This window comes from Streptomyces sp. NPDC001068, from assembly GCF_042897315.1.
Lineage (GTDB): Bacteria > Actinomycetota > Actinomycetes > Streptomycetales > Streptomycetaceae > Streptomyces.
Genome location: NZ_JBIAYD010000001.1, coordinates 838822 through 851926 on the forward strand (window position 1 = coordinate 838822; position 13105 = coordinate 851926).

The 13105-nt window shown below is 74.0% G+C and carries 8 protein-coding genes and 1 pseudogene; 4 read left to right on the forward strand and 5 right to left on the reverse strand.

The features are described from left to right. The first annotated feature begins 13 nt into the window (after nt 1-13). Nucleotides 14-1249 carry an ROK family transcriptional regulator gene (locus ACFY3I_RS03660; protein ID WP_390859161.1) on the forward strand — a complete coding sequence of 412 codons (1236 nt, stop codon included), beginning with the start codon at nt 14-16 and terminating at the stop codon, nt 1247-1249. A gap of 4 nt (nt 1250-1253) precedes the next feature. Here ACFY3I_RS03660 and ACFY3I_RS03665 read toward each other — a convergent pair whose 3' ends face one another. Both ACFY3I_RS03665 and ACFY3I_RS03670 read right to left on the reverse strand, forming a co-directional pair. Beyond that, entirely contained in the window at nt 1254-2951 is a 1698-nt protein-coding gene (locus ACFY3I_RS03665) for a DUF2264 domain-containing protein (protein WP_390859162.1), read from the reverse strand. A gap of 381 nt (nt 2952-3332) precedes the next feature. Further along, nucleotides 3333-4580 carry a hypothetical protein gene (locus ACFY3I_RS03670; protein WP_390859163.1) on the reverse strand — a complete coding sequence of 416 codons (1248 nt, stop codon included), beginning with the start codon at nt 4578-4580 and terminating at the stop codon, nt 3333-3335. Between the two features lie 185 nt (nt 4581-4765). On the opposite strand from ACFY3I_RS03670, the gene ACFY3I_RS03675 reads away from it, so the two are divergent. Next, on the forward strand, nt 4766-5368 hold the full coding sequence (locus tag ACFY3I_RS03675; RefSeq protein WP_365291929.1) for a TetR/AcrR family transcriptional regulator: 603 nt from the start codon (nt 4766-4768) through the stop codon (nt 5366-5368). A gap of 45 nt (nt 5369-5413) precedes the next feature. On the opposite strand, the pseudogene ACFY3I_RS03680 reads toward ACFY3I_RS03675, so the two are convergent. Beyond that, nucleotides 5414-6526, reverse strand: a pseudogene (locus ACFY3I_RS03680) (YbhN family protein); the annotation flags it as partial. A gap of 181 nt (nt 6527-6707) precedes the next feature. Then, on the reverse strand, nt 6708-7604 hold the full coding sequence (locus tag ACFY3I_RS03685; RefSeq protein WP_390859164.1) for an RNA polymerase sigma-70 factor: 897 nt from the start codon (nt 7602-7604) through the stop codon (nt 6708-6710). 181 nt (nt 7605-7785) lie between these two features. Here ACFY3I_RS03685 and ACFY3I_RS03690 point away from each other — a divergent pair, with 181 nt between their 5' ends. Both ACFY3I_RS03690 and mmuM read left to right on the forward strand, forming a co-directional pair. After that, nucleotides 7786-10305, forward strand: a complete 2520-nt coding sequence (locus ACFY3I_RS03690) for a SpoIIE family protein phosphatase (protein ID WP_390859165.1) — start codon at nt 7786-7788, stop codon at nt 10303-10305. Nucleotides 10306-10387: 82 nt separating this feature from the next. Further along, the gene (gene mmuM / locus ACFY3I_RS03695; protein ID WP_390859166.1) at nt 10388-11305 is read left to right on the forward strand and encodes a homocysteine S-methyltransferase; all 918 of its coding nucleotides are present in this window, start codon (nt 10388-10390) and stop codon (nt 11303-11305) included. 52 nt (nt 11306-11357) lie between these two features. On the opposite strand, the gene ACFY3I_RS03700 is transcribed toward mmuM, so the two are convergent. Then, nucleotides 11358-12932: a carboxylesterase/lipase family protein gene (locus ACFY3I_RS03700; RefSeq protein ID WP_390859167.1), complete on the reverse strand. Its 1575-nt coding sequence runs from the start codon at nt 12930-12932 to the stop codon at nt 11358-11360. Nucleotides 12933-13105: the final 173 nt, after the last annotated feature.

Below are 13105 nucleotides of genomic sequence, written 5' to 3' on the forward strand. Positions count from 1 at the left end.
AGCCTTGCCCCGCGTGAAGCACACATCACGTGACATACGCACCGCGAACCGCTACGAGGTGCTGCGGCACATCATCGCCGAGTCTCCCACCTCACGGCAGGAGCTCGCGTCCGTCACCGGGCTGAGTCTGGCCACCGTCGCGACGCTGGTCGGCGAGCTGCTCGACCTGCGGATGATCACGGAGGTCGGCTTCGAGGACTCGGCCGGGGGACGGCCCCGGGGACTCGTCGCGGTCAACGCCTCGGGGGGCGCGCTCATCGGCGTCGACATCGCGGAGACGTACGTCCACGTCGAGCTGTTCGACCTCGCCCTGAACGTACTGGCCCGCGCCGACGAGGACATGCGCCCCGGCGAGCACCGGCCCCGGCGGGTGGTGAGCCATGTCGCCGCCGCCGTCGGCTCGGTGGTCGCCCGGGCCGGGGTGGAGGGCGCCCGGGTACTGGGTGTCGGGGTGAGCGTGCCGGGGCAGGTGGACCGGGACTCCGGGGTCGCCGAGTACGCGCCCAACTGGGACTGGCACGACGTGCCGTTGCTGGACCTGCTCCGCGAACACGTGGCCCCTCCCGTACATCTGGACAACCCGCTGCGCGCCTGCGCGGTGGCCGAGCAGTGGTTCGGGGCGGCGCGCGGACGCGGCGACACCGTGGTGGTGAACCTGGGCACCGGGGTCGGCGCCGGGCTCGCCCTCGGCGGCGGACTGCACCGGGGCGTCAGCAACAGCGCCGGTGAATGGGGGCACACCACCCTCGTCCTGGACGGGCGCCCCTGCCACTGCGGCAACCACGGCTGTGTGGAGACCTACGTCGGCGCGCCCGGCATCATGCTGAACCTGAGCGAGTCGAGCCCGAACAGCCCGCTGCTGCACCCCGACGACCAGACCGCCACCGTCGAGGCGCTGGCCCGAGGGGTGGCGGACGGCGACCCGGACGCGGTCCGGGTGGTGCGCGACACCGCCCGGTACATCGGCGCCGGGATCGCCAACCTGGTCAACCTGCTCAACCCCGAACTGGTGGTGCTCAGCAGCTGGGTGGCCCGCAGGCTCGGCGAACCGCTGCTCGAGGAGGTCCGCGAGGCCGTCCGCCGGCATGCGCTCGGACGGCCGTTCGCCGCCACCGAGATCGTCCTCTCCCCCATCCCGACCGACCCGGTCTGCCTGGGCGCGGCCACCTTCGCCCTGGAGGGCGCGCTGCGGTCCGTGGGGCAGCGCAACGGGGTTCGCCCCGGCCGCGGGGCGGCCGCCTCCCGTTGACCGGTCAGGCCGGCGCGATGTGCTCCACGGCCACCGTGCCGCCCGGCCACCGGACCCGCAGACCCGGCCCGCCGGCCCACGCGACGGTCAGTTCCCGGTCCCCTTCGGCACGCACGGTCACCGTCTCCCCCAGGGCCACCGGCTGCGGCTCCCCGGTGAGCCGGCTCAGCGCGACGAACAGGGTCGCCCCCTCCCCCGTGGCCCCGGTCAGCGTGGAGTCGAGGCCCACCGCGGGCAGCAGCTCGGCACGGAGCCCGTCCCGCGCGGCCCACCCGGTCACCCGTACCGGCGTCCGCGGCCGCGCCCCGGTCACCAGGAAGGCCCGCACCTCGACGGCCCCGCGCACCAGTACCGCACTCGTCACGCGAGCCCCCGCGGCGGCCGTGTGCCGGGAGGCCGCCCAGCCCTCTCCGACGCCCAGCGGTTCGATGTCCGTACGGCTCGGATCACCGCCGAGAAACACACTGTTGTCGTACGAGGGGACCGGCCACGTCACGGTCGAATAGCCGAGCCGGGTGTAGTACGGGTCCCAGCGAACGTCCTCGCTGCCGTGGTTGTGGAGCCGCACCACCCCGTCCGAACTGGTGGACTGCAGAAGCCAGTTGGCCGGAACGACCGGGGTGACCGCGTCGGCGCGCTCGGCCGGGCCCGGCTCCTCGGCGGCCGTCCACACCTCGTGCTCCGCGGGGAGCAGCAGGCCGAGGAAGCCCTTGCTCGCCCAGTACGGGGAGGCCGGGCCGGAATATCCCTGGAGGACGGCGGGGTCGGGTCCGTGCCAGCCGAGGGTCAGCAGGCCGCGCTCGTCCAGCGCGCCCCGGTCCAGGAAGTACTTCAGCGCCCCGGAAGCCAGCCGCCGGGTCTCCCCGGGGGACAGCGGTGTGCGTCCGGTGAGCGCGCCCAGCCAGAGCGGGGCCGTGGTCGCGAAGCGGTAGGTCAACGAGCGCCCCTGGTGCATGGGCGCGCCGTCGCCCCCGAACAGCCGGGCGTAGTCGGCGAGATGGCGTTCGAGGCGGCCGCCGTACAGGTCGAGCAGCTTCTCGTCGTCCGCCAGCCACGCGTGCAGCACCGGGTACAGGTGCATCGCCCAGCCGTTGTAGTAGTCGTACTTACGGCCGTCGCCGTCGGTGTACCAGCCGTCGCCGGTGTACCACTCCTCGATACGGGCCAGCCCGCGGTCGACCGCCCGGTGCGCGGCCGCGGGCTCGTGGCCGACCTCGGCGAGGAACCCGCCGACCGTGACCGGGAACAACTCCCAGTTGCAGGGCCAGGGTTCGGCGGTGAGCGCGTCGGTGAGCCAGGCCGCGGCCCGCTGTCGCACCCCGTCGTCGAGCCGGTCCCACAGCAGCGGGCGGGTCAGCCGCAGGGCGAGGGCCACGGAGGCCGCCTCGACCAGCGGCTGGCTCCGGTCCTCGACGCGCGGCCAGACACCCGACACGCCGGCCGCGAGCCCGTCCGCGTAGCGCTGGAGGACGGTCTCGTCCCGGCGGAAGGCCGCGAGGAGCAGGGTGCGGGCGTAGCCCTCCAGGCCGTCCGAGAGGCGGCCCGACCAGCTCCGGCGGTCGCCGGGGAGGTGGTAGAGGGCGCGGTCCGGGGTGGCGTACGGCTCTACGGCGGCGAGCAGGGCGTCGGCCGCGGCCTCCCAGTGGGCGCGGGTGTAGCCGGTGAGCGGGCTCGGACCGTGGTCCCCGGCGGGCAGCTCCATCGTCGCCTTTCCTCGCTCGAACCGACCCTCGAACCGGCCTTCGCACCTGCGCCCGAGCCACCCGAGCCACCCGAGCCACCCGAGCCACCCGAGCCGGACCGTACGCCGTTGTGCCGTTACACCGCTACGGCGTTCGGACCTGGGGCGCCCCGGTTCCGGTCGGGACGCCCCAGGGGCTCATCGCACCCGGACGGCGCCCCGTGTCACGGGGTACCGAACGGATCACCCCAGGATGATTGACGCCGGGCCCGTTGACCAGAAGCGGGATGCCGGGAGTCGGGGTTCCCGTGGCACCGGCGCCTCGAAAGCAGCGATCCGGCCGCGCCCCGGGACCCGGGCCGGTCGGGCGGACACCCGCGCCCGCCCGACCCGAAGGCCGGATCACGCGCCGGCGGCGTGCCGGGCGTGCGAGTGCTCGTGCGTCCCGACGCGTACCGGCGTGACCGAGTCCACCTCGGCGGACGGCCGCACGCCCGGCGTCGCGGCCTCGGGAGCCGGATCCCCGGACCCCGCCCTCGCGCCGTCGCCGACGGGCACCCTCGTGAGGGGGTACACATGGTGACCGAACAGGACGGCTGTCAGCCCGAGCACGCTCCACAGGACCAGGACTGCCACGTGGGCCGCGCTGCCGTTGCCGTCGAAGTAGGCCGTACCGCGCACGAGGCTCGCGCCGGCGCCCGGCGGCAGCCACTGGCCGATGTCATGGACCGCCGTGGGCAGCAGTTCGGGTGCGGACGTGCTGCCGGCGAACGGGTTGCCGACGAACACCATCAGCGCCGCGCTCGGCCCGAGTCCCCTGGATCCCACCAGCGTGATCATCCCCGCGGTGAAGGAGCTCATGGCGAGGACGGTGAGCGCCAGGGAGGCCCAGGTGGCCAGATGGTCGTGCGGCAGGGCGCCGAGGAAGCCCTGGGCGACCACGTAGACCGCGAGGGCGGCCGTCCCGCTCACCACGATCAGGACCACGACGCGTGCCACGGGTCGCAGTCGCAGTGTCAACGCGACGACCAGGGCGATGATGATGCTGCAGATCGTCATCGGCAGGAGCGACGAGCTGAAGACCGCGCCCCGGGGGTCGTCCGCCGAGATCCGGACGACATCCACGGTCTTCACGTGGATGTGTGCCGCCTTGACGGCGCCGGAGCCGGCCTTCCCGGACCCGTCCTTGCCGACGGCGGACCCGCCCTTGCCGGCCTTCCCGGACCCGCCCTTGTCGGCGCCTGCGGACTTGCCGTGCCCGGCGCCCGTGGACTTGTCGTGGGCGGGCTGGGCCGCCCTTTCCGCCGCGGCCTTGGCGGCGGCACGCTTCGCGGCCGCCGCGGAGGCCCGGGCGGCCAGTTGCCGGCCCGTGTTGTCCAGCAGCTGGGCGACGGTGGGGCTCGCGGCGGTCGACTCCAGCACGGTGATGCTGCCGGGCCTGACGGCGAAGGCGCCGTAGACGTCCCGGTTCCTGATGGCGGTCCGCGCCGACGCCTCGTCGGAGTAGAGGCGGAAGTCGAAGGCGCCCGGCTTGCCGTGCGCCAGCCCCTCGACCGCGGCCTGGCTCGCCGTGCTCGTACCGACGATCCCCACCGGCAGGTCACGTGGGGCGATGCGCGCGGCGGGCCACGCGTAAGCCAGTACTGCCACTGAGATCACCAGCGGCAGCGCCACTGCCATGATGGCCGCACGACGCCATGACTGGTTTCCCGCGAACGGGGACTTCACGATCCCGCCTCCAAAAACGAATGATCATTCTCTGGAGGCCCAGTCTGCTAGGCTCGGCAACGTCCAGTCAAGACGAACATTCGTTTTTCTTTGGAGGATGCCCCCTCATGCCCAAGGTGTCCCAGGAGTACATGGACGCTCGCCGTGCCCAGATTCTGGACGCGGCCCGACGGTGCTTCCTGCGCGACGGGTTCCACTCGACGTCGATGCAGGACCTGTTCGCGGAGTCCGGGCTGTCCGCGGGCGCGGTCTACCGGCACTTCGCGAGCAAGGACGACATGATCCTGGCCATCGCCGAGGAGAACATGCGCGAGGTCCTGACCCTGGTCCACACCGTCGCGACGACCCGGCCCGGCGGTTCCGTGGGGGCGGTCCTCGCCGAGGTCCTCGACCTCGTCTCGGCCCGGTCCGCCGAGCACGACACCTCACGGCTGGCCGTACTGGCCTGGTCGGAGGCGCTGCGCAACCCCGCGCTGGCCGGCCAGATCGGCACCCTGCTGACCCAGATGCGCTCCGACCTCGCGGCGATCGTGCGGCAGCACCAGGAGACCGGAGCCCTGCCGGCCGGGGTGACCGCCGACGAGATCGCCGGCGCGCTGGTCTGCATCCTGCCCGGCTACATCGTGCAGGTGGCCATGCTCGACCCCGCCCACGTGGCGGGGGTCGGCGAAGCCGTACGCGCCCTGTGGCCGGATCCGGTCACCCCCTGACGCGCGCCGCCCACGGACGAGGAGGACCGACCAGCCGACGACCGCGATCAGTCCCGGATTGAGGGTCCGGTAGAGGAGGTCGGCGGCCGTGGCGGCCGCCGCCGGCATCCCGCCCCGGTGCAGGGTCAGCACCAGGGCGGCGTCCAGCGGCCCGAGCCCGGCGGGCAGCAGCGGCAGCACCGACACGGCCGTCATCGCGGCGACGTAGGCGAGCAGCACCTTGTCCACCGCCGGGGCGGAGCCCACCGCGTGGCACACGGCGTACACGCAGACGAGGTCGCCGACCCAGTTCGCCAGGGCGGCGGCGAACCCCAGCGCCCAGAAGCGGGCCGGCGGCCGCAGCGCGGCCAGTTCCCCCAGCAGCCCGTCGGCCGAGGCGGAGCCCTCTCCGCCGTGCCGCAGCCTTCGCCACCCGCGGAGCAGGGCGCCCACCGGCCGGTGCAGCACCCTCGCGTGCCGGGCGAGCGCCAGCACGGCGACGGTACCGGCGCCCGCCACCGCCACCTGGACGGCGGCCCCGGTGAACCCGGCGCCGTCCCCGGCCAGCAGCGCGCCGGTGCCGCCGAGCACGACGAGCGTGACCGCGCCCAGCACGCCGGTCACGGCGTGCGTGAATCCGATCAGGGGCACACCGGCGCCCCAGCTACGCATGCGCCGCGTCCGGTAGGTGACCGACACCAGGCTGCCGCCGGGCAGGGTCGCGCTGAGCGCGTTCCCCGCGAACACGGCGGAGGCCGCGGCGCGCAGCCCCACCCGCAGCCCGCCCGCACCCAGAGCCAGGCGCTGCAGCCGCGCGAAGGCCGCCATGGACGCACCCTCGGCGGCGACGGCGAGCAGGAACCAGCCGGGGTGGGCATGGGACAGCCTGCCCGCCGCGCGCCGCGCGTAGGGCGCGGCCAACGCCAGCTCGGTGCCGAGCAGCAGCACGACGGCGCCCACGGTGAGCACGACGCGAGACCCGGAGCCGGACCCGGCGTGAAACCCGGAGCGAAACCCGGAGCCGGACCCGGAGCGGGACCCGGCCCGCGACCCGGAGCGCGACCGCGCCGAACTGCTGAGCCATGCCGGGCCCATGCCACCACGCCCCACTACCGGAATGAACGTTCTCTTTACTCCCCCATCCTGCGGGCCCTCGCGAGACCGAGTCAAGATGAACATTCGTTTTTCTATTCTCACCCGACGCGAAGGGACCACGGCCTGGGGTTGTAAAAAATGACTGTTCGTTTTACTTTCATGGGGCAGGCGTCAAGGGACGGCCGCCTGCGGCCCGCCCGACGGAGCGACGGGGGCGGGCAGCCCCGTCCCCACGGGCGCCGAGCGGACGCCACGGGGACGGGGCTCACGCCGACACGGCGGTCAGTTTCGACGGATTCATGACGACGAGCACCCGGTCGATGCCGTCCGGGGTCACGCTCACCGCGATGACCCCGAACACCGAGCCGTCGTACGACAGGCGCACGGCCGGTCTGCCGTTCATCTGGACCGGTTCCACGGTCACGCCGACCCAGAAGCGGTCGGCGAACGCGTGGTAGTACTTCGCCACCCGCTGCCGGCCCACGACCGGGAACTTGGACGCGCGCACGACACCTCCGCCGTCCGAGTACGAGACGACGTCCTGCGTGAACAGCTTCTCCAGCACGGCCACCTCCCCCTCCTGGGCAGCCGCCACGAAGGCCGTCAGGAACTTCTGGTGCTCCGCCGGGGCGACACCGCCCCGCTTCCCGGCGGCCAGGTGCCGGCGCGCACGGCTCACCAGCTGACGGGCGTTGGCGTTGCTCTGGCCGATGATCTCGGCGATCTGCTCGTACGGGTACTCGAACGCCTCCCTGAGCACGTACGCCGCCCGTTCCGTGGGCGTGAGCTTCTCCAGCAGCATCAGCACCGCGACCTCCAGCGCCTCCGCGTTCTCGGCACCCAGCGCCGGGTCAGCGCTGGTGTCGACCGGCTCCGGGAGCCACGGTCCGACGTACGCCTGCCGGCGGACCCTCGCGGACTGGAGCACGTTGATCGCGAGCCTGGTCACGGTCGTCGCGAGAAACGCCCGCGGACTCTCCACCACGGACCGGTCACAGGTCTGCCAGCGGATCCAGGCGTCCTGTACGACGTCCTCCGCCTCTCCGACGCTGCCGAGCATGCGGTAGGCGATCCCGAACAGACAGCCGCGGGCCTCCTGGAAGACCGCCTCCGCGTCCCGGAGGTCCTCGGCGCGGTCCGGCGGATTGTGGTTCGAGGTCATGGCACGAATCCTTGACGGTTACGTCCATTACACAGCCCCGCGAACCGGCCCGCCCCCGCAGAGGGCCCGCGCGCCGCCGATCGCCTCCCGGAGCGCTGTCACAGATCCGAGCTCTGTCCGGTCCTTAAGCCCAAACGTCACAAAAAGCGCCAAACCGGCTTTACCTAAGGACAAGTGTTCGATGCGCAGGACTGACACGGCGACGCTCGACAGGCAGCCGACCACGGACGAGATATCCGACTCGGCGATCGCGATGGTCGACGAACAGGGGACGGTCCTCGGATGGACCCAGGCCGCCGAACGGCTCGTCGGATTCCCCGCCGGCGAGGTGGTGGGCCGGTCGGCCGCACTCGTCCTGCCGTCCTTCGAGGACGCGGCGGCGACATCGGCGTTCGTCGAGCGCTGCCGCGCGCACCGGGGCTGGTCGGGCACCACCGCGGTAAGGCACCGGGACGGCCGGCTGCTCACCGTCAGCCTGCGGATCTCGATGCTGTGGGGGCAGGACGGGTCCATCCGGTGGCTGGTGTCCGTGACCGACATCCGCAGGCTCTCCCGGGAGGCGACGAACGGATCTGTACGGGAGTCGCTCCTGACGCGCGCGCCGATCGGGATCGTCGTCCGCGACCCGCAACTGCGGTGCACCTGGGTGAACGACACGATGGAGAGCCACGACGGCGTCTCCCGTGGCCGACGGCTCGGACGCCGGTCGGCCGACGCGCTGCCCGCCGTCAGGACCGAGGCGTTCGAGTCGGCGATGCGGCAGACCCTCCGCACCGGCACGCCCAGCGTCCACGAGTTCCGCAGGAGGCTGTCGGCGAGTCCGCGCCGGGAGCACATCCTCACGGCCTCCTTCTTCTGCCTCCAGGACGGCGAGGGCCAGGCCCTCGGGGTGTGCGCCATCAGCGTCGACGTCACCGAGAGCCGGCGGGCCCAGGAGCGCCTGGCGATCCTCAGCGAGGCCGGTACCCGGCTCGGCGGCACCCTGGACGTGATGCGGACCAGCCAGGAACTGGCCGACCTCGCGGTGCCCCTGTTCGCCGACTACGCCGTCGTCGACCTGGAGCACTCGGTCACCACCGGGGAGGGGGCCGCGGTCCACATCGGCCCGACGGGCGAGCGCCTCCCCGTCTTCCGCCGGGCCGGTATGGCCTCCGTCCGGAACGGGGTCCCGGAGTCGCCGTGGGCGTGCGGTGAGCCGGTCACCGTGCCGCTGGCGCCCTTCACCGACATCCTGCGTACCGGCCGGCCCCATCTGGAACCGGTCCTGCGGTTGGCGCCGGGCAGCTGGACCGAACAGGACCCGGTCCGGGCGCGGAAGATCCACGAGTACGGCATGCACTCGCTGATGATCGTCCCCATCCGCGCGAGGGGGGTCCTGCTGGGAGTGGTCCAGTTCATCCGCACCGAGGACCCGGTGCCGTTCCAGGAGGACGATCTGCTCCTCGCCGAGGAACTCGTCAGCCGCGCCGCGCTGTCCCTGGACAACGCCCGCCTGTACGCCCGCGAACAGGCCACGGCCCTCGCGCTCCAGTGCAACCTGCTCCCCCAGCGGCTGCGGGGCGGCATGGCGGTCGAGGCGGCCTCCCGCTATCTGCCCGCCGACCTGGACATCGGCGTCGGGGGCGACTGGTTCGACGTGATCCCGCTGTCCGGCGCCCGGGTCGCGCTCGTCGTCGGCGACGTGGTCGGCCACGGGATCAACGCGACCGCGGCCATGGGCCGGCTCCGCACCGCCGTCCACATGCTCGCCGAGATGGAGCTGCCCCCCGACGAGCTGCTGACCCGCCTCGACGACACGCTGGTGCGGCTGGGCGACGGAGTCCTCGACACCCGGGACCAGTTGACCGCGGTGACCGGTGCCACCTGCCTGTACGTCGTCTACGACCCGGTCACCCGCAAGTGCACCATGGCCGGGGCCGGACACCCGCCGCCCGCCGTCGTCGACCCGCAGGGCCGGGTCACCTTCCCCGACCTGCCCACCGGAACCCCGCTCGGCGTCGGGCTCGGGACCCCTTTCGAGAGCCTGGAGCTCGAACTGCCCGAGGGGAGCCTCCTCGCCCTGTACACCGACGGTCTGGTCGAGACCCGCGACCGCGACATCGAGGCCGGGATGCACCGCCTGGGCGCCGCACTGTCGGAACCGGGGCTCTCCCTGGAGGACCTCTGCGCCCGGACGATGGCGACCGTCCCCGGCCCGGCACCGTCCGACGACGTCACCCTGCTGCTCGTCCGCACCCGCTCCCTCGGCCCCTCCCGGGTCGCCTCCTGGACGCTGCCCGGTGACCTGACGGCGGTCCGCAGCGCCCGCCGCCTGACAGCCGGTCAGCTCTCCGAATGGGGCCTGGACGGCCTGGAGGACTCCACCGGACTGATCGTCAGCGAGCTGGTCACCAACGCCGTCCGCCACAGCACCGGTCCGATCCGGCTGCGGCTGATCCGGCACCAGGCCCTGACCTGCGAGGTGTTCGACTCCAACGGCTGCCTCCCGCGGGTGCGCCACGCGCGCACGACCGACGAGAACGGCCGCGGCCTGTTCCTGGTCGCCCGGCTGTCGCGGAGATGGGACTCCCGGCCGGAGCCCGGCGGCAAGGTCGTCTGGTCCGAACAGGACCTCGTCCCGTCCCCCGCGCGCGGGCATCTCACGGACCGGCCGGAGCGGCCGCCCGAACCGGCCGGGGCGTGTCCGGCCCGGGCGTGGTGAGCGGGACCGGGGCGCGTCACCGGGACGGTCGTCCGGCGCCCGTACGGACCCGGTCCGTGGCCCATGGACTAGCGTCGGGTGCATGACCAGCGACAGCTCTCCCCGTCTCGCCGAGGCCCTCGCCGCCGGGACGGTCGTGCTGGACGGCGGCATGTCCAACCAGCTGGCCTCGGCCGGCCACGATCTGAGCGACGCGCTGTGGTCGGCGCGGCTGCTCGCCGACCGGCCCGACGCGGTGCGCGACGCCCACCTCGCCTACTTCCGGGCGGGCGCGGACGTCGCGATCACCGCCAGCTACCAGGCCACGTTCGAGGGCTTCGCCCGGCGCGGGGTCACGCACGGGGAAGCCGCCCGGCTGCTCGCGCTGAGCGTGCGGCTGGGGCGCGACGCGGTGGCGCGGGCCCGGGCGGAGGGGATCGTACGGCCGTTGTGGGTGGCCGCCTCGGTCGGGCCGTACGGGGCGATGCTCGCGGACGGCTCGGAGTACCGGGGGCGGTACGGGCTGAGCGTCGGGGAGCTGGAGCGGTTCCACCAGCCCCGTCTGGAGGTGCTGGCCGCGGCGGGGCCGGACGTGCTCGCGCTGGAGACCGTGCCGGACGCCCAGGAGGCGGCGGCGCTGCTCCGGGGTGTGCGGGGCCTGGGGGTGCCCGCCTGGCTGTCGTACAGCGTGGTGGGCGGGCGGACCCGGGCGGGGCAGCCGCTGGCGGACGCGTTCGCGCCGGCCGCCGACGTGGACGAGGTGATCGCGGTGGGGGTGAACTGCTGCGCGCCCGAGGACGTGGCCGGGGCGGTCGAGGTGGCGGCGCGGGTGACCGGGAAGCCGGTGGTGGTCTATCCCAACAGCGGGGAGGTGTGGGACGCGAGGGCACGGGCGTGGACCGGGGAGTCGACGTTCACCGCCGGGCTGGTGACGGGTTGGCGGGACGCGGGGGCCCGGTTGATCGGGGGCTGCTGCCGGGTGGGACCGGAGGCGATCGCCGGGATCGCCGCGGTGGTGTGAGGACCGCCCGGCCGCCGCGGACGGTCCGGGCGGCGGGCGACCGGGCAGGGGCTCAGCGGCGGCGCACGGCGGCCACCGAACGGCGCAACCGGCGTACGGCGGTGGCCCGTTCGGCGGTCCGTTCGGGTGCCGGTCCGGCCGGGGGTGCCCACAGGGCGAACTCGCGGTCCCGGGGGCCGGACACCGTGTGGGGGGCGCCGTCGCCGAAGACGCGGACCGGATGGCTGTCGTCCCAGGGCTGCCAGCCGGGGTCGCCGGTGGTGGCGAAGCGGACCCAGGCGCCGTGCATCTCGTCGGCCAGCCGCTGCGGGGCGTCCTCGCCGGCCAGCCGGGCCGCGTCGGGCCCGTCCCCGGTGTCGAAGACGAAGCCCAGCTCGAGGGCGTGGCAGGCGCCGAGCCGGGGGCGGCCCGAGGGCCAGGCGAACTCGTAGAGGTACGACGAGCCGGGACGGGCCTCGGCCAGCCGGTGCAGCGGACGGCGGAGCAGGTGGTCGGTGACCATCTGGCCGACGGTCTCGGCGGGGCCGGCCTCGGGGTGCAGGGCACGGTAGCCCCGCGGCACCTCGTGGCCGGCGTGGCAGCGGGCCATGGCCCCGGCGAAGGCGACCGGACCGAGCCGGTCGACGTGGTCGAGCAGGCCGCCGGGGACCAGCCAGAGCCGGTACTCGTCGCGGGTCCAGCCCATGAGGAGGTCGACACCGTGCGCGGCCTCGCCGTCGAGGAGGGCCCGCAGGGGGTCGCGCGGCACGAGGTCGCCGTCGACGACGATCCCGAAGGCCGGGCCGCCCAGGACCGGGCTGCTCAGCCGGCCCACCTCCGCCTGGGTGCGCAGCAGCACCTCGCGGTCGACCTCGGCGAAGGCCTGCGCGGTGGCGGGAATCCTCAGACGGTTGGCCATCCGGCGGACCACGCGCCGGACCTTGTCGCGCTCCGCGGCCTCGGGCGGTCCGCTCTGCAGCACGGCCCGGCGGATCAGACCCCGGGTCTGGGGCGCTGCGAGCAGGACGCCCGCGCTGATGGCTCCCGCGGACTGGCCGCACAGGACGACCCGGTCCGGGTCGCCGCCGAACCCGGCGACGGTGTCGTGGACCCAGCGCAGGGCCGCGAACTGGTCACGCAGACCCGGGTTGGGCGGGGCGTCGGGGAACAGGCCGTAGCCCTCCACCCCGAGCCGGTAGTTGACCGAGACGAAGACCACCCCGTCACGGGCGAACGCGTGGCCGTCGTAGACCGGGACGGCGGACGAGCCCCTGGTCAGGGCGCCGCCGTGCAGCCAGACCAGGACCGGGAGCCGGGCGCCCGGTCCCGGCGCCGGGGTCCACACGTTGAGGTTGAGGCAGTCGTCGCCGGGGATCACCGGGTCGGACAGGTACTCCGCGAAAGCCTCCGAGTAGGGCGGTTTGGGGGCCGTCGGCCCGAAGGCGGCCGCGTCCCGGACGCCGTCCCAGGGCTCGGGCGGCACGGGTGGGCGGAACCGGTGTGCCCCGACGGGCGGGGCGGCGTAGGGGATCCCGCGGAAGACCGCGATCCCGTGTTCCCACCTGCCCCGGACCGCCCCGTACGGGGTGCGGGCCACGGGGCCCTCGAGGTGGTCCTGTTCCTTCGGCTCCGTCCGGTCCGCCGTCATCCGCCCACCAGCTCCTCCCGCCCCGCGCCAGTACGCCGGTTGGAAAAAAGCACCGCATCCGCTTCCAGTATTCCGCCGCGCACGACGGCCGGCCGGATATCGGCGGCCGCCCGGATGACGTCCGGGTGACGTCCGGGTGCCGCGGCCGCCCGTTCGGGCGCAGGCGGGTGACC

Excerpts from the sequence above, each read along its gene's own strand:
- ACFY3I_RS03665 (WP_390859162.1), bottom strand. The coding sequence starts at position 2,951 with ATGGAGCTGCCCGCCGGGGACCACGGTCCGAGCCCGCTCACCGGCTAC.
- ACFY3I_RS03675 (WP_365291929.1), top strand. The coding sequence starts at position 4,766 with ATGCCCAAGGTGTCCCAGGAGTACATGGACGCTCGCCGTGCCCAGATT.
- ACFY3I_RS03685 (WP_390859164.1), bottom strand. The coding sequence starts at position 7,604 with ATGACCTCGAACCACAATCCGCCGGACCGCGCCGAGGACCTCCGGGAC.
- ACFY3I_RS03690 (WP_390859165.1), top strand. The coding sequence starts at position 7,786 with ATGCGCAGGACTGACACGGCGACGCTCGACAGGCAGCCGACCACGGAC.
- mmuM (WP_390859166.1), top strand. The coding sequence starts at position 10,388 with ATGACCAGCGACAGCTCTCCCCGTCTCGCCGAGGCCCTCGCCGCCGGG.
- ACFY3I_RS03700 (WP_390859167.1), bottom strand. The coding sequence starts at position 12,932 with ATGACGGCGGACCGGACGGAGCCGAAGGAACAGGACCACCTCGAGGGC.